Origin of the sequence: Bradyrhizobium sp. AC87j1 (genome assembly GCF_002936975.1) — a bacterium.
GTDB classification, from domain to species: Bacteria; Pseudomonadota; Alphaproteobacteria; order Rhizobiales; family Xanthobacteraceae; genus Bradyrhizobium; species Bradyrhizobium shewense.
This window is the reverse complement of the sequence record NZ_PTFE01000011.1, coordinates 28,805-47,706: the sequence shown is the minus strand read 5'-3', so window position 1 is coordinate 47,706 and position 18,902 is coordinate 28,805. Positions and strand designations below refer to the sequence as shown.

17 protein-coding genes are annotated in these 18,902 nt (G+C 64.8%); 7 read left to right on the top strand and 10 right to left on the bottom strand.

Going from position 1 to position 18,902, the window contains the following annotated elements; genetic code table 11:
• The first annotated feature begins 25 nt into the window (after positions 1-25).
• Both ureG and CV770_RS08995 read left to right on the top strand, forming a co-directional pair.
• Positions 26-649 (top strand): urease accessory protein UreG, encoded by a 624-nt coding sequence (ureG, locus tag CV770_RS09000; protein ID WP_008131868.1) that lies wholly within the window; start codon positions 26-28, stop codon positions 647-649.
• Between the two features lie 296 nt (positions 650-945).
• Positions 946-2,604 (top strand): CHASE domain-containing protein, encoded by a 1,659-nt coding sequence (locus CV770_RS08995; RefSeq protein ID WP_104462062.1) that lies wholly within the window; start codon positions 946-948, stop codon positions 2,602-2,604.
• Between the two features lie 33 nt (positions 2,605-2,637).
• On the opposite strand, the gene CV770_RS08990 is transcribed toward CV770_RS08995, so the two are convergent.
• The 5 genes from CV770_RS08990 to CV770_RS08970 form a co-directional block, all read right to left on the bottom strand.
• Positions 2,638-3,246 (bottom strand): TetR/AcrR family transcriptional regulator, encoded by a 609-nt coding sequence (locus CV770_RS08990; protein WP_201759773.1) that lies wholly within the window; start codon positions 3,244-3,246, stop codon positions 2,638-2,640.
• 285 nt (positions 3,247-3,531) lie between these two features.
• A complete protein-coding gene (locus CV770_RS08985; RefSeq protein WP_091955957.1) occupies positions 3,532-4,674 on the bottom strand; it encodes an OpgC domain-containing protein in 1,143 nt (380 codons plus the stop codon).
• A gap of 176 nt (positions 4,675-4,850) precedes the next feature.
• Positions 4,851-5,306: a hypothetical protein gene (locus tag CV770_RS08980; protein ID WP_091955958.1), complete on the bottom strand. Its 456-nt coding sequence runs from the start codon at positions 5,304-5,306 to the stop codon at positions 4,851-4,853.
• Positions 5,307-5,399: 93 nt separating this feature from the next.
• Complete coding sequence (locus CV770_RS08975) at positions 5,400-5,771, bottom strand: ElaB/YgaM/YqjD family protein (RefSeq protein ID WP_028142077.1); 372 nt, start codon at positions 5,769-5,771, stop codon at positions 5,400-5,402.
• Positions 5,772-5,849: 78 nt separating this feature from the next.
• A complete protein-coding gene (locus tag CV770_RS08970) occupies positions 5,850-6,962 on the bottom strand; it encodes an AI-2E family transporter (protein WP_104462061.1) in 1,113 nt (370 codons plus the stop codon).
• 210 nt (positions 6,963-7,172) lie between these two features.
• On the opposite strand from CV770_RS08970, the gene CV770_RS08965 reads away from it, so the two are divergent.
• Together CV770_RS08965 and CV770_RS08960 are read left to right on the top strand one after the other, a co-directional pair.
• Positions 7,173-7,949: a L,D-transpeptidase gene (locus CV770_RS08965; RefSeq protein WP_104462060.1), complete on the top strand. Its 777-nt coding sequence runs from the start codon at positions 7,173-7,175 to the stop codon at positions 7,947-7,949.
• A gap of 16 nt (positions 7,950-7,965) precedes the next feature.
• Positions 7,966-8,616 carry a DUF2865 domain-containing protein gene (locus tag CV770_RS08960; RefSeq protein ID WP_091955961.1) on the top strand — a complete coding sequence of 217 codons (651 nt, stop codon included), beginning with the start codon at positions 7,966-7,968 and terminating at the stop codon, positions 8,614-8,616.
• 111 nt (positions 8,617-8,727) lie between these two features.
• On the opposite strand, the gene CV770_RS08955 is transcribed toward CV770_RS08960, so the two are convergent.
• A complete protein-coding gene (locus CV770_RS08955) occupies positions 8,728-10,821 on the bottom strand; it encodes a methyl-accepting chemotaxis protein (RefSeq protein ID WP_104462059.1) in 2,094 nt (697 codons plus the stop codon).
• A gap of 271 nt (positions 10,822-11,092) precedes the next feature.
• Here CV770_RS08955 and CV770_RS08950 point away from each other — a divergent pair, with 271 nt between their 5' ends.
• A complete protein-coding gene (locus CV770_RS08950) occupies positions 11,093-11,248 on the top strand; it encodes a Thivi_2564 family membrane protein (protein WP_007599832.1) in 156 nt (51 codons plus the stop codon).
• A gap of 134 nt (positions 11,249-11,382) precedes the next feature.
• Here CV770_RS08950 and CV770_RS08945 read toward each other — a convergent pair whose 3' ends face one another.
• From CV770_RS08945 to cysD, 4 genes are all read right to left on the bottom strand, one after another.
• Complete coding sequence (locus CV770_RS08945; protein WP_008546815.1) at positions 11,383-11,583, bottom strand: CsbD family protein; 201 nt, start codon at positions 11,581-11,583, stop codon at positions 11,383-11,385.
• Positions 11,584-11,724: 141 nt separating this feature from the next.
• The gene (locus tag CV770_RS08940; RefSeq protein WP_104462058.1) at positions 11,725-13,890 is read right to left on the bottom strand and encodes a malate synthase G; all 2,166 of its coding nucleotides are present in this window, start codon (positions 13,888-13,890) and stop codon (positions 11,725-11,727) included.
• A 296-nt stretch (positions 13,891-14,186) separates the two neighbouring features.
• Positions 14,187-16,103: an adenylyl-sulfate kinase gene (cysC, locus tag CV770_RS08935; RefSeq protein WP_104462057.1), complete on the bottom strand. Its 1,917-nt coding sequence runs from the start codon at positions 16,101-16,103 to the stop codon at positions 14,187-14,189.
• A gap of 19 nt (positions 16,104-16,122) precedes the next feature.
• On the bottom strand, positions 16,123-16,917 hold the full coding sequence (gene cysD, locus CV770_RS08930; protein ID WP_026202064.1) for a sulfate adenylyltransferase subunit CysD: 795 nt from the start codon (positions 16,915-16,917) through the stop codon (positions 16,123-16,125).
• A 245-nt stretch (positions 16,918-17,162) separates the two neighbouring features.
• Here cysD and cysG point away from each other — a divergent pair, with 245 nt between their 5' ends.
• Together cysG and CV770_RS08920 are read left to right on the top strand one after the other, a co-directional pair.
• The gene (gene cysG / locus CV770_RS08925) at positions 17,163-18,587 is read left to right on the top strand and encodes a siroheme synthase CysG (RefSeq protein WP_104462056.1); all 1,425 of its coding nucleotides are present in this window, start codon (positions 17,163-17,165) and stop codon (positions 18,585-18,587) included.
• Complete coding sequence (locus CV770_RS08920; RefSeq protein ID WP_018318747.1) at positions 18,584-18,901, top strand: DUF2849 domain-containing protein; 318 nt, start codon at positions 18,584-18,586, stop codon at positions 18,899-18,901. The genes cysG and CV770_RS08920 overlap by 4 nt, the downstream gene beginning before the upstream one ends.
• Position 18,902 lies beyond the last annotated feature (1 nt).

Here is an 18,902-nt window from a genome sequence, read left to right as displayed (position 1 = left end):
GACCCATCGAGAAAGAGCGAATGACATGTCGAAATCTCACGGCCCCTTGCGTGTCGGCGTCGGCGGTCCCGTCGGATCGGGCAAGACCGCGCTGATGGACCTGCTCTGCAAGACCATGCGCGAGCGCTATGACATTGCCGCGATCACCAACGACATCTACACCAAATGGGATGCCGAGTTCCTGGTGCGTTCGGGCTCGCTGACGCCGGACCGCATTGCCGGCGTCGAGACCGGCGGCTGCCCGCACACCGCGATCCGCGAGGACGCCTCGATGAACCTCGCCGCGGTGGCGGACATGCGGGCGAAATTTCCCGGGCTCGACCTCGTTCTGATCGAATCCGGCGGCGACAATCTCGCTGCCACTTTTTCCCCGGAGCTGGCCGACCTGACCATCTACGTCATCGACGTGGCCGCCGGCGACAAGATCCCGTCCAAGGGCGGCCCCGGCATCACCCGGTCCGACCTGCTGGTCATCAACAAGATCGACCTCGCCCCCCATGTCGGCGCCTCCTTGGAGAAGATGGACACGGACGCCAGGCGCATGCGCGGCGAGCGCCCCTTCGTCATGACCAATCTGAAGAAGAGCGAGGGCCTTGACCGCATTGTCGGCTTCATCGAGGCCAAAGGCGGCCTGAAACGGGCGGGCTGACAGCGCGCGACGACTTGGCGCATGCCTTTTTCGCCATTAACCTTGGGGCCGGGCCGCAACCACGGAACAAATTTCGGACACGGCGATTAACTACCTCCGGTGCCCGGGCAATTCATCCCGGCCAGACCATCGGCCGGGCGGATTAAGCTTTCCAGGCGACCCAAGTTGCGTACCGATGCCTCCTCCTTCATTATCTCTGCCACCGGGGTTCACCCTGTTTCGGCACATGGCCGTTCGAGCGGCGTTCATATGCTCCTTGTTTATTGCCGACCTCCTGCTTTCGCCTGAGTAGTCGCGTGGTCCGGCTGGGTTTCATCATCGGTTTCATCGCTCTGCTCGGAGCCTTGCTCTCCGGGCTTGCGGCCTATCGCGTCCACGACCAGGAGCTGGCGCTGGATCGAATCGCGCTCGCGCGCGCGATCGACGTTCATGCCAGCCTGGTGCAGGACCGGCTCACCGAGCGCGAACTGCTCGCACGTGTCGCCTCAGGCCTGTTCCGCACACCATCCGTGATCAAGCCGAACATGCTGGAGCCGCTGCGCTCGGCCATCTATGCCTTCAAGACCGATTTCGTGGTGGCCGGCTGGATCGCCCGGCTGAAGCCGAACGAGCTTACGGCGGCGCAGGCTGCCATTGGGGGCGCCGGCTTCCCGAATCCGAAGATTCGCACCTTTGACGACAAGCCGATCAATCCGGCCGAGATCACCCAGCCGATCGACGTGCTGTTGGATCTCGAGCCGCGCAGCGACGAGACCAAGGCCCTGCCTGGCCGTAGTTACGACCAGGATCAGGTTCGCAGCGCCATGTTGACACGGGCCCGGCTCGAGAAGCGGTCGGTGGCGTCGGACCCGATTCCGCTGTTGCGCGGCAACGGGCCGGTCGGGGTCATTGTGGCAGCTCCCGTCATTCCCGAGGGGGCGACCGAGCCAGCCGGGTTCGTCACCTTTTCCTACGAACTCGCCTCGCTGATGCTGACCAACGACGACATGTCGTTGTTCTCGGTCGCGCTCAGGGACCCGCGCAAGGAAGGTGGCGAGCTCGTTGCCAACGATCAGGGCATCGTCTCCACCCGCATGACGACGGCGGACGGGCCGACGCCATCGGCGACGCGCACGGTGAGTTTCGGCGGCCGTGACTGGCAGCTGGGTTATTACGCCAAGACCAACTCGGCGCGTCGCGCCGAGCAGACCGCGATCATCGTGGCTGCGATCGGCTTTGCGATCACTGCGATGGTGTGCGGCTTGTTTGGCTATGTCGCCTACAACAATCTGCGGCTCAGCCGAGAAATCCAGGTCAGAATCGGCTTCGAGCGCCGGCTGACCGCGGTGATCGACGAGCTCAACCACCGGGTCAAGAATATCCTCGCGGTGATCCAGTCGATCGTGACGCGCACCTTGCGTCACGGCTCGGACATCGACGTCGCTCGCGAGCTCCTGATCGGGCGCATCCACGCCATGTCCAACGTGGTCTCGCTGCTCAGCGAGAGCCAGTGGCAGGGCGTCAAGCTGAAGGGCCTGTTCGAGGCGCGCGCCATCCCGCATGCCGACCGCATTGCCGTCACGGGTCCTGATATCGCGGTCAGCGCGCGCGCGGCGCAGAGCCTCTCGCTACTGTTCTTCGAACTTGCCTCGCATTCCGACGAGGGCCTGTCGCTGGTCGGAAAGCACCCGCACATCACCGCCAGCTGGACCGTGACGGGCGAGGGAGTGGGCGAGGTCTTCCATTTCCGCTGGGAGGAGCTCAACACCAGCGAGGCGACGCGCCGCCCCGATTCCGATTTCGGCCTGATCCTGCTCGACCGGGTCGCCCCCGAGGCGCTCGGCGGCACCGCCAAGCGTTATTTCACCGACGCTTCCTATGTCTACGAGCTGACCGCGCCGATGGAGACGGTGGTCGACATGACCGAGCGCGACCGCACGGACAAGATCTCGGCACCGGTGAGGCCTGCGCGATAGAAGCCGCCGGCTTCAGCCTTGGGCTGACCCTTCCTAGCCCTTGGGCCGCAACACCAGGTCGACCAGATTGCGGGCATAGGCCGGCGTGATCGGCGCGATGCCAAAGACGTAGCGGTAGAACAGGCCGCCATAGATCGCGTCGTAAAGATCCTCAGCCGGCCCTTCGGCCAGGATGCTGCCATCGTTCTGGCCTGCCGCGATCATCTCGACCAGCGCGTCGCGACGGAATTGCAGATAGCGGGCATAGAACAGCTCGGCGGAGCCGGTTTTGGAAATGCATTCGGAGATGACCGCGAGCTGGACCTTGCCGAACTCGCCCTGGAGCGCCTCGGCGTAGGCTGCGGCATGGCGGCGGGCGCGCGCTGCGGGGTTGCCGGAGCTCACCGCGGGCAGCGGCAGCATCTGCGCGGCATGTTGAAGAAAGGCGTCGATCAAGAGCGCCTCGCGGGACGGCCACCATTTGTAGATCGTCATCTTGGAGACGCTGGAGTGGCGGGCGATTGCGTCGATGGTGGTGGCGGCAAGGCCAGTGGACGCCATCAGCGTATAGGCGCTTTCGAGAATGGCGTTGCTGGTCTCGATCGATCGCGGCCGGCCGCGCCGGAGCGCGCTCTCGGCCTCTTCACCCCCGCTTTTCACCATCGCCACGCCCGGTCTCCTCACGCACAGCCTCTCCGCATAGCGCAGCCGCCGCTTTCGGCCTAGCAGAATCGCACGATTCTCTGCCTGGAGCGTTTTCGAGCGAAGTGGATCCCGGCTGCCGTGAAGAAAACGACCCAAAACAAGAATCCAGGGCCCGTTCCGATTCCATCGGACGAAATTGGCTCTAAAGCATGATCCGGAAAAGTGCGCAGCGGTTTTCCGAAAAGATCATGCTTAAACAACAACCTAAAGCGCGATGACGATTTATCCTCATCGCATCGCGCTTTAGGCCTGCTGCCGCAAGGCCGTCGGCAGATCCTGCCACTTCGACCAGGCGACATAGTAGGCTACCGCGGTCATGGCGGCGAAGCCGGCGAGGCTCACCACGATCTGCATCGCCACCAGATTGGCGCTGGTGATCAGGATGAGATGGCCCGCAAACGACAGGAACACCCCGACGCAGAACACGGCGAGCCATTCCTCGCCACATCGGATGACCGCCTGCAGCGGCTTCAATTGCAGGCCGGGATGATTGGCCGGAATGAGATGGGTCGCCAGCAAGGCGAGCGCGAGGAAGTGAATCACGCGATAGGGCGCGAGGTTTTCCTTGTCGGTCGGCGCGATGCTGTCGAGGAGGAGGTCCGGCAGGTAAGCCGACATTGCCGGCGAATTGCGCAGCAAGGTGATGGCCATCGCGAATACGAGATAGGTGCCGGCGAGAATTCGCAGCCAGGGCATGTCACGTAGCGCGCGCCCGGGCGCGCCCGTCACGGCGAACCAGCCCCCGAGCACCATCAGCATCTGCCAGCAGAGCGGATTGAAAGTCCATTCCTGGTCCGGATAGACCCGAAAATTCCAGTCGAACCAGCGTGCGGCAAGATACAGCGCGACCGATGCCGCCAGGGTCAGGTTCGGCCACCGCAACAGACCCCACAGCGCGAACGGAAAAAAGGCCATCAGCGGGATCATCAATTGCAGGAGATCGAGGTTCAGTGGCTCCTCCTGGAGCACGAGGCCGCGGACCAGGATCCGCAGCGGGTGCTCGAGAATGCCCGAGATATTGTATTCGTGGATGATCTCCGGCGCCATCGACTGCGAGGCGACATAGGCGATGGTGTCGATGTAGATCACGAACAGCACGACATAGGCGGCGTAGAGCCGCCAGACGCGGCGGAAGATGCGCGTCGCCGCGACGAGGTAGCCCCGTTCAAGCGCCATCCGGCCGTGGATGATGGCGACGCCATAGCCGACGACGAACACGAACAGGTCAGCGGCGCCGCTGAAGCCGAAATTGCGCAGCGTCAGCAGGTTGACGACGTTGTTCGGGATATGGTCGACGAAAACCGACCAGTTGGCGATACCGAGCGTCAGATACAGCCTGGCGTCGTGATGGAATGCGGCGAGGTTCGCCTTAACGGACGGTTTCATTGATTAAAATAGCTTTGGGAATCAGGGTGATACTTTTAACGGCAACCGCCTGCCCATCCGAGTAGCGTTTGCGTGATGGCTGGGGCAGCCGCGCCGTTATGGCGCGAAATTGCGCGGTGTCTTATCGACGAATTCTGATAGATGCGCTCGGAGGACTTACAACGAAATTTTCTAAGCTATTCGGCGGGCTCGGCCGACGCCTCGTCGGGAACGCCCGCGCGGCTCGCCATGATGCCGAGGGCGACGCCGCCGATCGCCAGGATCGGCAGTAGCCGTTTGATGCCGATGGCACGGACGATCTGCAGCCCGGTGGCGAGCAGCATGGGATCCGCGAGCATGCTCTGCGCCGCCGACTTCGCGGCGCGCTCGGCCGCGATCTGGGCGCGCTTCTGCACCTCGCGCTTGTAGCCCCAATAAGAGCCTGCCGCTGCCAGCGTCAGCAGGAAGAAGATGCCGGCGCCGGCAAGACAGGCCTGCACCGGGCCATATTTCTCCAGCACCGAGATGAAGGCGGCGGCGCAGAGGAAGCACGTCGTCACGAACAGCGCGAAGGCCGCGGCTGCGGCAAGCGAGGTCAGCCGCACCGTCGTGCCGGTAGATGCACTGATCCCATCGATGATGCGCTGAAACATGGCCCTCGCTCCTCAATTCCCCGCAAGCCAAACCGTCACGGGCCGACACCGGCAACGCGCCGGTGCCGACGCCTCAACACGCGTCCGCAAGTCTTACCGGCGCCAGGCGGCACCGATCAGAAAGCCGATGCCGAGCGCGAGTCCGACGGTCGCAAGCGGCCGCTGTGTGATCGCGTCTTCGAGCGTCTCCTCGATCGAGCCGTAGGCTTCCTGGGCCGCGCCCATCATTGCACTGCCGCGCTCCGACACGTCGTCGAGCGCGGTATCCATGTTCTCGCGCGCCTGGCGATAGCCGCGGCGAGCCTGCTTGCTGGTGGAATTGGCAAAGGTGTTGAGCGCGTCGGTGATCTGGTCGGTGAGGGCGGCGATATCGCTTTTCACGGCTGCTACATCCTTCTCGAGGCGTTCTCTGGTGGCTTTGTCGGTCCAGTCTTTCATCCCGGCTTCGGCATTAGTCGTGGACATCGGGAGCTCCAAACTGTTGACGGCTGAGATAGCCGGAAAACGTTTCGTCGTCGGGGAAGTTCCGTTCGCGGAAACCGGTCAATCCTGCGGAAGCTGCGGCCCATCCGCCGGCAACAGATGCTCCTTCAGGATCAGCGCGACGATCAGGAGCGGCGACGACAGGAAGGCGCCCATAGGCCCCCACAGCCAGGTCCAGAACGCGAGCGCCAGCAGCACGGCGAGCGCGTTCAGCGCCAGCCGCCGCCCGATGATCATGGGCGTGACGAAGTGCCCCTCCAGGAAGGTGAGGCCGCCGAAGGCGAGCGCCGCCATCAGGCCGCCGCTGATGGTCGGGAAGGCGACCAGCCCCACCACGAGCAGAACGGCGAACATCGCGATCGGCCCGATGATCGGGATGAAGTTGAGGGTTGCCGCGAGCGCGCCGAGCCCGGCCGGATTGGGCATGCCGGTGAGCGCACAGACGAGGCCGGTGGCGACGCCGACCCCAATATTGATGAGCGTGACGGTCAGGAGGTAGTTGCCGAGATGGACCTCGATCTCGTTGAGGATCCGAAGCGTGCGCAGCCGGGCGTCGCGGTCGCTGAAGGTCATGATCAGCGCCCGGCGCAGGTCGCGCCAGCTTGCGATGAACAGGATCAGGGTGACGAAGAACAGCAGGAATTCGGTAAAGGTCGGTGACAGGAATTCCAGCGTCGGCTGCACCCAATCGAATTTCGGCATCTGGAAGTTGGGCAGTCCTTCCGAGCCGCCGACCATAGCCTGCAGCTCGCGCCACAATGCGAGCGGCCGGTCGAACACGTGCAGCTTGTCCTTCAATTGCGCGCCGAGCTCCGGCAGGCGCGTGCTCCATTCCATCGCGGGGGAGGCGATCAGCGCCACCACAAAGGCCACCACGGCGGTCCCCGCGACTACGATCAGAACGGCACCTACGCTGCGCGGCACCTTGTACCGCTCCAGAAAGCCCGCCGCCGGCGACAGCATGGTGCCGGTGACGAAGGCCATCACTACCGGCAGGAAGAAAGCTCTTCCAACGTAGAGCACGGTAACGACCGCAATCAGTAACAAGCCGGCAAGCGCGAAGGCGACGAACTCGGTGCGGCGGATCACCGGCGGCAGCTCGATATGGCTGTCGGGAAGCGGACTGCCTTCGCTGTTGCCGGGAATCAGACGTTCACTGGGAAGGACGCGCACAATCTCTCTCCCGCACGGAAGCCTCGATCCGCGCGCCCATTTGGCGAGCTGATAATGCGCCAGCAGTGCCGCGGTTCCATCGCGGCTTCGTGAACACGCGCTCGCTTGACTGTGACAAGGATGCCGCGCGCAGGGCCGGAACCTGAATCGCCCCCGCGGCGTTTGTTCGCAAGCGCATCACCCTGATGCACGCATTTAACGGGGCAGCACATGACAAAGTTCTCTGCAGTCCGTCGCAGCTTCTCGCCGCGCGTCGTCACCGCCTTCGCTTTCGCAACCGCTCTGCTGGCGGTGCCTATCGCTGGCGCGAGCGCGCAGACGTACGGCTATTCGCCGATGCAGCCGCAGGCGTATCCGCAGGACCAGGGTTACGCGCAGGGCTATGTGAACGAAGCGCCGCAGGCTGCCGACGAGGATGCCCAGCTGCCCGATCGCCTGCGCAAGCAGGTCGTCGGCTTCGACCGCAGCGAGCCGGCCGGCACCATCGTCATCGATACCAACAACACCTATCTCTATTACGTGCTCGGTAATGGTCGTGCGATCCGTTACGGCGTCGGCGTCGGCCGCGAAGGCTTCACGTGGTCCGGCGTGCAGAGCGTCAGCCGCAAGGCGGAATGGCCGGACTGGCATCCGCCGGCCGAGATGATTGCGCGCCAGCCCTATTTGCCGCGCTTCGTCGCCGGCGGTCCCGGCAACCCGCTCGGGGCGCGTGCGATGTATCTCGGCTCCAGCGAATACCGCATCCACGGCACCAACGATCCCTCCACGATCGGCAAGTTCGTCTCCTCCGGCTGCATCCGCATGACCAACGAGGACGTCACCGACCTGTTCAGCCGCGTCAATATCGGCGCCAAAGTCGTAGTGCTGCCGAAGAACGCGCCGCTGATGGCCAAAGGCAGCGACCCCGCGCGCAAGCGTCCAGCCGTGACGGCGATGCCGTCGGGCCGGCAGGCGTTGAATATTTCGGCGTCCTCGGCCGTGAATTAAGTCTGAGTGAGGTGACATGAGCAGACGTATGAACGGCAGGCTCGCTGGCGGTCTGGCAATCCTGGTCATTGCCTCCGCCGGTGTCGCTCAGACGCCGTCGGCGCACGCGGAGGATTTCTTCTCGGCCCTGTTCGGGGGCTTCCGGATGCGGCCGCCGCCGGAGATCCGTATGCCTTTCCCCAACGACGGCATGCCCCGCTACGACGCCCCTCGCCAACGCGCGGCCTATGGCGGCGGCACGGCCTATTGCGTGCGCGGCTGCGACGGCCGCTACTTCCCGGCGCAAGGCAATGATGCCGAGAGCAAGGCGCAATCCTGCAAGAGTTTCTGCCCGACGTCGGAGACCTCGCTGGTCTATGGCGGCAACATCGAAGACGCCACGACCGACAAGGGAAAATCTTATTCGGAATTGCCCAATGCGTACCGCTATCGCAATGAGATCGTCGCGGGCTGCACCTGCAACGGCAAGGATCCGGTCGGGCTTGCGCAGGTCAAGGTCGACGACGATCCTACCCTCCGCAAGGGCGATATCGTCGCCGGCGCTGACGGCCTGGTGGTCGCCAGCCGCAACGCCAACGACCGCCGCGGCGTCGCGATGAATTTTTCGCCGCTGCCGGAATCGGTGCGCGCCAAATTCCGCCAGGTGCCGGTGGTGGCGAAGGAGTAGCGGCGGCTTCACGTGGGGTCTAGCGCTACCGCCTCAATCTCCGGTGTCATCCCCGCGTTCGCGGGGATGACACCGAAGGTGTAGAGGCAGCTTGCTGTCTAACTTACAACGTTACGCCGCGCGGATCTTGCCGAGGAAGTCGCTGACCTCATGGCCGAGCTGGCGGCTCTGGCTCTCCAGCATCTCGGAGGCCTGCTTCACATTGTCGGCGGCTGCGGCGGCAGCGTCCGCATCGGCTTTGACGCCGGTGATGTTGTCCGAGACGTTCTTGGTGCCCTGCGCCGCGAATTGGGTGCTGCGCGTGATCTCCTGCGTCGCCGCACCCTGCTCCTGCACCGCGGCGGCAATGGCAGTCGCCACTTCGTTCACTTCGCCGATGATGCCGCCGATGGTCTGGATCGCGTTGATGGCGTCGCCCGCGACTTTCTGGATGTCGGCGATCTGTTCGGAGATTTCCTCGGTCGCCTTCGCGGTCTGGCTTGCCAGCGACTTCACTTCGGAGGCGACCACGGCAAAGCCGCGGCCGGCTTCGCCGGCGCGCGCCGCTTCGATGGTGGCGTTGAGCGCGAGCAGATTGGTCTGCGCCGCAATGGTGTTGATCAGGCCGACGACCTCGCCGATGCGCCCCGCCGACTTCGCCAGGCCCTGCACGGTGCCGTCGGTTTCGCGCGCCTGCGTGACGGCGCGACCGGCGATGCCTGCGGCATGCGCAGCCTGCTGGCTGATGTCGTTGATTGAGGCCGAGAGCTCCTCGGCGGCGGCGGCGACGCTGTCGACGCTCATGGAGGCGTCGTTGGAGGCCTTGCCGGCGACCTGGACGCGATCGTTGGTCTGGCGCGACACGGCGGAGAGGTCGCCCGAGGTCTTGCGCATCTCGCCGGACGCCTCGCCCAATTCGCCCAGCGTCTTGCGCACCGCGCCCTCGAACTCGCCGACATAGGCCTCGACGGCGCGCTGGCGTGCGGCAGCGCCCGTATTGCGCTCGCGTTCCTGCTCTTCGATCTTGAGCTTGTCGGTGGCCTGCTGCTTGAAGGTCTCCAGCGCGCCGGCCAGTGCGCCGATCTCGTCCTGACGATCGAGATAGCCGCTGTCGACGGCAAGGTCGCCGCCGGCGACCTTCAACATGGCGTCGCGGATGGTGTTCAGGGGATGGATCACGCGACGGCTCACGAGCATGACCGCGCCGACGGCAAGGCCTATGGCGAGCGCCAGCAATCCGAGCTGCACGATCAGTGCGCGCTGCGCGGCGCCGCGCTGCTCCAGCGTATGGGCCTTGGCGGCGTCGAGAGCGGCTTCCGCCACTGTGACAGCGCTGGAAAGGCGGCCGACCGTGAGCGGGCTCCACTGGTTGGCGGTCATCTCGGCCTTCTCGCCCTTGACCAGCGTGTCAGCGAGGCGGTCCCGCAGGGTCAGATATTGCGGCTCGAAATAGGCGGTCTTGGCCGCGGCCAGGGCGGAGACGAGTGCGGGCGGCAACTGCATGCCCGAGGCTGACAATTCCAGCGCCTTCCACATCGCCGACGTGCCGCCGACATGCTGGGTGTAGCTGTTGCGGGCTTCCGGTGTGATCTTGCCGGCGGCAAGACCGGTCGAGACGACCAGCGAAGCTTCGCCCGCGGTGTTGCGGAGCAGCCAGGCGTTCTGCTTGATCGACAGCAGCTGGTCGATCACGGCGTCCTGGTGATTCACGGTGGCGGCCAGGACGTTCGACAGCTTGTCGAGCGTTTCGAGCAGGCCGCCCGTCGTCTCCATATATTCCTTCGGCAGGCCGGCCCGACGCTGATCCCTGGGCTTGGCCATATCCGCCCAGAACTGTTTCTGCTCTTCGGTCAGCAACTTGTGGAGGCGCGCAAGCTCCGGCACCGGCGTGCCTGATTGCGGGAAGTCCATGACCGGCAGCAGCTCCAGCGCGCGTGCCATTGCGGGCATCTCGGTGTCCCGGATCGCGCGCAGATATTTCTCGATCTCGGCATCCATCGGTTCGGCCGAGTTGAGGAGCCGCGTCGTGGTCGATCGGTCGGTGCGCAGGCTGTGCATCGCCTTGAACAAATCGGCGGATGCGTCGGCGGTCTGCGAGATGCGGTTGGCGGTCTTGAGGCGATCCCAGGACTCGAAGGCGGTGAGCGAGAGCGCGAGCACCACGCAGGCCGACGTGATCGCGATCACCGCCTTCAGCAGCGCGGATACGGTCAGACGATTCAGCATCGAAGTCCCCCCAATTCCCATTGCAAAGCTCTTGAAAACGCCCGGCAGCATCGACAAGCCCGGCGCGGCAGAACGGCAATCGCACGCCGTTTGCGGCCCACGGCCCCGGCGTCATTTCCGCATCTGAATGGAAAAGGGTAAAATTTTAGGCAGGCCGTCCGATCGTAGAAGTACGTATTTACTAGAAGTTGCAGTGGGTTGCCGCGATGGAACCAGCGCGGGAGACAGGCGTTAGAGCGGTGGTCGCAATTTGCCTGAAGGGGGTCTCGCGATGCTGGTGGGCGTACTCGTCACTTTTCTCGTCGTTATTCTCGTCCTTTATCTCATCAACATGCTGCCGATGGACGGCCGCGCCAAGCAGATCGCGCGCGTGGTCGTCATCATCATCGGCATCGTCTCGCTGCTGAAATATCTCGCGGTGTTCTAGCAAGGGATCATAGCCCGGATGACCGCAGCGATATCCGGGGTGCCGCAACAGAGGTCCCGGATGTCGCTTCGCTCATCCGGGCTGCTCGCCAAACAAGAAGCCCCGGCTTTCGCCGGGGCTTCTTTTGCGCTGCTTCAGTGCAGCGATTTCAGCCAGTCGTCGACATCCTGACGAACCTGGTCCTTGGCCTTGCCGTAGCGTTCCTGGAGCCGGCCCTCGAGCTGTTCGCGGCGTCCCTCGATCAATTGGAGGTCGTCGTCGGTGAGCTTGCCCCACTTCTCCTTGGCCGAACCCTTGAACTGCTTCCAGTTTCCTTCGATCCGATTCCAGTCCATGACCATCTCCCAATGGTTGATGGCCGTACAACGCGACCGGCACGCGGCCGTTCCGCTGCGCGGCGCGACGTTTCGCCCGCTGCGCTCAACAAAAAGCCCCGGCGTGAGCCGGGGCTTTCGGTGTTTCGAGCGGGCCGACTATCAGCCGTTCGCCTTGGCCTCGCGGCGGCGCGCGGTGAGGATGTATTCGGTGTAGCCGTTCGGCTGCTCGCGGCCTTTAAAGATCAGGTCGGAGGCGGCCTTGAAGGCGACGCCGTCGAAGGCGGGCGCCATCGGCTTGTAGATGGCGTCGCCGGCGTTCTGCTTGTCGACGACGACCGCCATGCGCTTGAGCGATTCCATCACCTGCGCCTCGGTGATCACACCCTGGTGCAGCCAGTTGGCGAGATGCTGGCTGGAGATGCGCAAGGTGGCGCGGTCTTCCATCAGGCCGACGTCGTGGATGTCGGGCACCTTGGAGCAGCCGACGCCCTGGTCGATCCAGCGCACGACGTAGCCGAGGATGCCCTGGCAGTTGTTATCGATCTCCTGCTTGACGTCATCGGGCGCCCAGTTCGACTTCGACACCGGAATGGTGAGGATGTCCGAAAGCTTTGCGCGCGGTCCGCCTTTGGTGAGCTCCTCCTGGCGCGCGATCACGTTGACCTGGTGATAGTGCAGCGCGTGCAGCGTCGCAGCCGTCGGCGAGGGCACCCAGGCGGTGGTGGCGCCGGCCTGCGGATGGCCAAGCTTCTGCGCCAGCATGTCCGCCATCTTGTCGGGGGCGGCCCACATGCCCTTGCCGATCTGGGCGTGCCCGGGCAGGCCACAGGTCAGGCCCATGTCGACGTTCCAGTCCTCATAGGCCTTGATCCAGGCCTGCGCCTTCATCTCGTTCTTGCGGATCATCGGGCCGGCTTCCATCGAGGTGTGGATCTCGTCGCCGGTGCGGTCGAGGAAGCCGGTGTTGATGAACATGATGCGCTTGGAGGCGCGCTGGATGCAGGCCTTGAGATTGACGGTGGTGCGGCGCTCCTCGTCCATGATGCCGACCTTGAGCGTGTTCTCGGGCAGCGACAGCATCTTCTCGACGCGGTCGAAGATCTCGCAGGTGAGCGACACCTCGTCCGGGCCGTGCATCTTCGGCTTGACGATATAGGCCGATCCCGTGCGGCTGTTCTTGACCTTCGAGTTGCCCTTGAGGTCGTGGATCGCGAGCAGGCCGGAGACGGCGGCGTCCAGAAGGCCTTCCGGAATCTCCTCGCCCTTCTCGTCCAGCACCGCGTCGGTGAACATGTGGTGACCGCAATTGCGCATCAGCAGCAGGCTGCGGCCGTGCAGCTTGACCTCGCCCTTGCCGTCCGGGGTCTTGTAGCTGCGGTCGGCGTTGAGCGAGCGCGTCAGCGTCTTGCCGCCCTTCTCGAAATCGGCCGACAGCGTGCCGTTCATCAGGCCGAGCGTGTTGCGGTAGACCAGCACCTTGTCCTCGGCATCGACGGCCGCGACCGAGTCCTCCATGTCGAGGATGGTGGAAACCGCGGATTCCATGATCATGTCGGCGACGCCGGCCGGATCGTCCTTGCCGATCGCGCTGCTGCGGTCGATCTTCACCTCGACATGCAGGCCATTGTTGGCGAGCAGCACGGCCGAAGGCGCGGCCGCATCGCCCTGGAAGCCGGCGAACTGCGCCGCGTTTTTCAGCGCGGTGGCATTGCCGCTCTTCAGCTTCACTGCGAGCTGGCCCGCGACGACACTGTAGGCGGTGACGTCGGTATGGCTGCCGGTTGCAAGCGGCACGGCGGCATCGAGGAACGCCTTGGCCTTGGCGATCACCTTGTCGCCGCGCGCCTTGTTGTAGCCCTTGCCGCTCTCGGACGGGTCATGCGGGATCGCGTCGGTGCCGTAGAAGGCGTCATAGAGCGAACCCCAGCGCGCGTTCGCCGCGTTCAGCGCATAGCGCGCATTGGTGAGAGGCACGACGAGCTGGGGGCCGCAGATCTTGCCGATTTCTTCATCGACATTGGCGGTCTCGACCTTCTGGGTCGCCGGCTCCGGAACGAGATAGCCGATCTCCTTCAGGAAGGCGGTATAGGCGTTGAGGTCGAACGCCTTGCCCTTGCTCGCGCGGTGCCAGTCGTCGATCTTGGCCTGCAACGTGTCGCGCACCGCAAGCAATGCGCGGTTCTTCGGCCCCAGATCCTTGATGATGGCGGCAAGCCCGGCCCAGAACGCATCCGGCGCGATCCCCGTTTTCGGGGCCGCTTCCTTGGCGATGAAATCAAACAGGACGGGAGCGATCTTCAATCCGTGGGCGTCGACGCGTTTCATGATGGGCTTTCTTGTTGGAAATGGCTGTTTTTGGCTGCTTTTGACCCGACAGCAGCAAAATGCGCCCACGAGGGAGCGGCTTTCGGGGCCCTATTAGCCCCAAAACAAGGGCGGTGAGAAGACCCCCAAGGGTTTGTCAAAATGTCAAGAGAAGGTGTGGGCCCCCACGCACCGGTGTCATTCCCCGCGAAAGCGGGGAATCCAGTACGCCGCAGCTTCTCCGTATCCCAAAGCTGTCTCTGGAATACTGGGTCGCCCGGTCAAGCCGGGCGACGACAGCGGGGAATAGGACGGCCTCAAATATTCGCGGCGAGGTCCACGACTTCGTCGAACAGCACGCCGGTGTTCTTCAGCATCTGCTCGATCTCGTCGGCCGCCTCGGCGACGGTTCGCGTCGAGGTGTCGATCACGAGCTCGGCCGCCTGCGGCGCTTCGTAGTCGTTACCGATGCCGGTGAAGGATGCCAGCGCGCCGGCGCGAGCCTTCTTGTAGTGGCCCTTGGGATCGCGATCCTCGCAGACCTCTGCCGGCGTCGCGACATGGATCTCGCGGAACGCGGTGTCGGCGATGCGGCGTGCGGTGGCGCGGTCCTCGCGCGCGGGCGAGACCGCGGCGACGATGGCGATATGGCCGTTACGGGCGAGATGCGTTGCGACTTCGGCAAGGCGGCGGATGTTCTCGCTGCGATCAGCAGTGGAGAAGCCGAGATCGCTGTTGAGCCCGGCGCGCAGCGTGTCGCCGTCAAGCAGGATCGGCGAGCCGCCATTGGTGAACAGCCGCCGTTCCAGCGCCTTGGCGAGCGTCGACTTGCCCGAGGCCGGCAGGCCGGTGAGCCAGACCACGGCGCCGTTGTGCTGATAGCGCGCGGAGCGCTCGTCGGGACGGAGTGCGGATTCCACCGGCACAATGTCGACGGGCAAGGCGCGCTGGCCGGCATCGACCGACAGCACCAGACCGCCGCCGGCGATGCGTCCGGAGACTTCGATCACGAGACGACCGGTGCGCGGATTCTCGGTGTAGGGATCGGTGGCGATCGGATTCGACAGGGAGATGTCGATCTCGCCGACATGGTTGCGGCCGATCGCCTTGTTCTCGGTGCTCGAGAGCTCGCCCGGATCGACCGCCTTCTCGATCGCGACGACCGTGGCGCGGCTTTCCTTCGGCCCGCAACGGACCAGGAGCTGGTCGCCCTTGGCGAGCGGCTTGTCGTGCAGCCAGAAGATCCGCGCCCGCAGCCGCCGCGTCTCGCGCGGGGCGCTGCCGGCATGCGCGACGATGTCGCCGCGCTCGATGAACAATTCGCGGTCCAGCGTGATGCCGACCGAGCGGCCCGCGCCCTGGCGTCCCGCAACCGGCGTGGCCGGCCAGCTCTCGACGGTCTTGATCTTCGCGATCTTGCCGGCCGGCATGATCACGATCTCGTCGCCGGCAATCAGGCTGCCGGATTCGATGCGGCCCGCCACGATGCGGCGGTCATCGAACTTGTAGATCGCCTGCACCGGCAGCCGGAGCGCCAGCGCTTCCAGCGGCCGCGCCGGCTCGAGTTGGTCGAGCGCCTCGACCACGGTCGGTCCCTTGTACCAGGAGATACGGTCGGTGCGCATCGCAACACCGTCGCCGTCGCGCGCGGAGATCGGGATCACGGCTGTGGGCTTCACGCCGAGGCCGTTCAGATGCGCGGAGATCTCGTCGCTGATCTCCTTGAAGCGCTCTGCGGAGAAGTCGACGCGGTCCATCTTGTTGACGACGATCGCGACCTGCTTCACGCCGAGCAGATGCAGGAGATAGCCGTGCCGCCGTGTCTGGTCGCGCACGCCTTCGAGCGCGTCGATGATCAGCACCGCACCGTCGGCCTGGGAGGCGCCGGTGATCATGTTGCGCAGGAATTCGGCGTGGCCGGGCGCGTCGATCAGAACGATGTCGCGCGAATTGGTGCGGAAGCGGATCTGCGTGGTGTCGATGGTGATGCCCTGGTCACGCTCGGTCTGGAGCGCGTCGAGCAGGAACGACCATTCGAACGGCATGCCGCGCCGCGCACTGACGGCCTTCAGCATCTCAAGCTTGCCGTCGGGCAGGCTGCCGGTCTCGTGCAAGAGGCGGCCGACCAGCGTCGATTTGCCGTGGTCGACATGGCCGACGATGACGATGCGGACCTGCGGACGGGTGGTGCCGTTCGGGGTGGCGGGCGAAGCCGGGGTGACGATCATGTTCATATCGCGCTCGCGTTCTTGATCAGAGATAGCCGGCGACGCGCAGGCGCTCGAAGGCGTCCTCGGTCTCGTGGTCGAGCGCGCGGCCGGCGCGCTCCGGCACCTTGGTCTGCTCGAGCTCGATCAGGATCTCGTCGATGTTGGACGCAGTCGATGCGACCGGATTGGTGATGTCCTGATCCCCCAGCGAGCGATAGCGCTTGCCGTCCTTGGCGAGATAGAGCGGGATGATCGGGATGTTCTCGCGCTTGGTGTAGGCCCAGATGTCGGCTTCGGTCCAATGCAGGATCGGATGGATGCGCAGATGCGCGCCCTGCGGCGGCGAGGCGTTGAAATGGTCCCAGAATTCCGGCGGCTGGTCGCGCACGTCCCAATTGCCTTCGAGCCCGCGCGGCGAGAACACACGCTCCTTGGCGCGCGTTGCCTCCTCGTCGCGGCGGATGCCGGCGATCAGGCCGTCAAAGCCGAATTTGCCGAGCGCCATCTTGAGGCCTTCGGTCTTGCGCGCCGCGGAGCGGGCCGCCGGCGGCAGCGTCGGATCGACGGCATCGATGGGCGGGCAGGGCTCGACGCGCAAATCGAGATCCCACTCTTTGCCGTAATGATCTCGAAAGCGGTACATCTCCGGAAACTTCTTGCCGGTGTCGACATGCAGTGCCGGGAATGGCACGCGGCCGAAGAACGCCTTCCGCGCCAGCCAGATCATGACGTTGGAGTCCTTCCCGAGCGACCACAGCAGCGCGATCTTCTTCAGCCGGGCGAACGCCTCGCGGAAGATGTAGATGCTCTGCGCCTCGAGCTGGTCGAGATGGTCCATGCTGGGGGCAAGGTCAGCAGAAAATTCTTGCCTGCGTGCGCGCTCAGCCGGGGCCGGGCTGCTCAGTCCGCTCGCTGCGGAATCGTCCTTGAGAAGATGCATCTCTGCCACTTTGCGTTTGGAGGCGAAAATTCTATAGTTGCGGTGCGGAAGAGAAGAAAAAATTTTCTCTTTGCGCGCTCGAAACGACACATATATAGAAAATAATTCCAGTCAACCCCGGATGTGGGGGAAGCGAGTATCGCATGCGGTTCTTGCCGGTGTTTCTCGATCTCAAGGCCGGTCCGGTGGTCCTCATCGGCGCGGGTGAGCTTTTGCGTGCCAAGCTGCGCGTGCTCTCTGCCGCCGGTGCGCGCATCCGCGTGCATGCGATCGACGGCAATCAGGATCTGGACCTCGGCTCCGGGGACGCGGCGCGTATCGAGATCGCGTCGGGCGATCCGCTCACTGCCGATCTCTCGGGAGTCATCGCCATCGTCTGTGCCGGCGCGGGCGATGTCGGCGTGGCGATGTCGGTTCGCGCCAAGGCGCTCGGCCTGCCCGTCAACGTCATGGACGATCTCGAACATTCCAGCTTCATCTTCCCGGCGATCGTCGATCGCGGCGATGTCGTGGTCGCGGTCGGTACCGGCGGCACTTCGCCTGTCGTTGCACGGCGCGTGCGGGAGAAGATCGAGGCGCTGCTGCCGGCCCGTATCGGTGAGCTCGCCGAGTTCATCGGCGGCTTTCGCAAGTCCATCAACGAGCGCATCACCGAGTTTCCGCTGCGCCGCCGGTTCTGGGAGCGCGTCATCGACGGCCCGATCGGCGCCGCCGTGCTCGGCGGCCGCAGGAGCGAGGCGGATGCCGCGCTCAAGGCGATTGCCGATCCCTCCGAATTCGCGCGTGCCGACAAGCCGGAAGGCTCGGTCGCGCTGGTCGGCGCCGGTCCCGGCGATCCCGATCTTCTCACCATCAAGGCGCTGCGCGCATTGCAGGACGCGGACATCGTCTTCCATGACGAGCTGGTCTCGGGCGAAATTCTCGACCGCATCCGCCGCGACACCACGCGCGTTCCGGTCGGCCGCCGCGTCGGCAAGCCCGGCATCGGCCAGGACGCCATCAACAAGCGCATGATCGAGGCCGCGCAATCCGGCCAGCGCGTGGTGCGGCTGAAGGGCGGCGATCCCTTCGTGTTCGGCCGCGGCGGCGAAGAGGTCGAAGCGCTGCGCGCGGCAGGCGTCGCCTATTCGATCATCCCCGGCATCACCGCGGGGCTCGGCGGCGCCGCCGATTTCGAGGTGCCGCTCACCTACCGTCATGAAGCGACCCGCATCACCTTCCTCACCGCGCACAAGGCGCGCGATGCGGAAGTCGTGGACTGGTCGACGCTGACCGACACCAAAATGACCGTCGTGGTCTACATGGGCATGACTGCCGCGCTCGCCGTGCGCGCCGGCCTGTTCGCCGCCGGCCGTTCGCCGGAGACGCCGGTCGGCGTGTTCGCGCGCGTCACCCGTCCCGATGCGCAAGGCGCGATTGGCACGTTGCGCTATCTCCCCGAGCTGGTGCGGCGCGTCAGCGGCGGTCCCGCCATTCTCATCATCGGCGAGGTGGTCCGGCATGCCGGTTCCCTTCGTCGCGAAACCCCAAAGCAAATCATCTCTGACCTATTGGATGCAGCCGAATGACCTCTCCGCTTGAACAGAAGAAGATCAAGATCGCCGGCCCCTCGATCGTGACCGCCAACCGCACCTGGGACGGCATCGTGGTTTATCGCACCGCCGCCAAGAGCTGGTCTGCGGACCTGTCGGAAGCTGCGATCGTGCGCAACTCCGACGAGGCCAAGGCGTTGCTTGCGGAGTCCGTCGCCGATGACGTCGGCGCGATCGGACCCTATATCGCCCCGGTGCAGGTCGGCGCGGACGGCAAGATCGAACCCGGCAATCTGCGCGAACAGATCCGCCGCACCGGTGTGACCATCGGACAGTCGGCCCAGGTTTAAG

Excerpts from the sequence above, each read along its gene's own strand:
- CV770_RS08960 (WP_091955961.1), top strand. The coding sequence starts at position 7,966 with ATGAGCAGACGTATGAACGGCAGGCTCGCTGGCGGTCTGGCAATCCTG.
- CV770_RS08980 (WP_091955958.1), bottom strand. The coding sequence starts at position 5,306 with ATGTTTCAGCGCATCATCGATGGGATCAGTGCATCTACCGGCACGACG.
- CV770_RS08965 (WP_104462060.1), top strand. The coding sequence starts at position 7,173 with ATGACAAAGTTCTCTGCAGTCCGTCGCAGCTTCTCGCCGCGCGTCGTC.
- CV770_RS08945 (WP_008546815.1), bottom strand. The coding sequence starts at position 11,583 with ATGGACTGGAATCGGATCGAAGGAAACTGGAAGCAGTTCAAGGGTTCG.
- cysC (WP_104462057.1), bottom strand. The coding sequence starts at position 16,103 with ATGAACATGATCGTCACCCCGGCTTCGCCCGCCACCCCGAACGGCACC.
- ureG (WP_008131868.1), top strand. The coding sequence starts at position 26 with ATGTCGAAATCTCACGGCCCCTTGCGTGTCGGCGTCGGCGGTCCCGTC.
- CV770_RS08950 (WP_007599832.1), top strand. The coding sequence starts at position 11,093 with ATGCTGGTGGGCGTACTCGTCACTTTTCTCGTCGTTATTCTCGTCCTT.
- CV770_RS08990 (WP_201759773.1), bottom strand. The coding sequence starts at position 3,246 with ATGGTGAAAAGCGGGGGTGAAGAGGCCGAGAGCGCGCTCCGGCGCGGC.
- cysD (WP_026202064.1), bottom strand. The coding sequence starts at position 16,917 with ATGGACCATCTCGACCAGCTCGAGGCGCAGAGCATCTACATCTTCCGC.
- CV770_RS08920 (WP_018318747.1), top strand. The coding sequence starts at position 18,584 with ATGACCTCTCCGCTTGAACAGAAGAAGATCAAGATCGCCGGCCCCTCG.
- cysG (WP_104462056.1), top strand. The coding sequence starts at position 17,163 with ATGCGGTTCTTGCCGGTGTTTCTCGATCTCAAGGCCGGTCCGGTGGTC.
- CV770_RS08940 (WP_104462058.1), bottom strand. The coding sequence starts at position 13,890 with ATGAAACGCGTCGACGCCCACGGATTGAAGATCGCTCCCGTCCTGTTT.
- CV770_RS08975 (WP_028142077.1), bottom strand. The coding sequence starts at position 5,771 with ATGTCCACGACTAATGCCGAAGCCGGGATGAAAGACTGGACCGACAAA.
- CV770_RS08985 (WP_091955957.1), bottom strand. The coding sequence starts at position 4,674 with ATGAAACCGTCCGTTAAGGCGAACCTCGCCGCATTCCATCACGACGCC.
- CV770_RS08955 (WP_104462059.1), bottom strand. The coding sequence starts at position 10,821 with ATGCTGAATCGTCTGACCGTATCCGCGCTGCTGAAGGCGGTGATCGCG.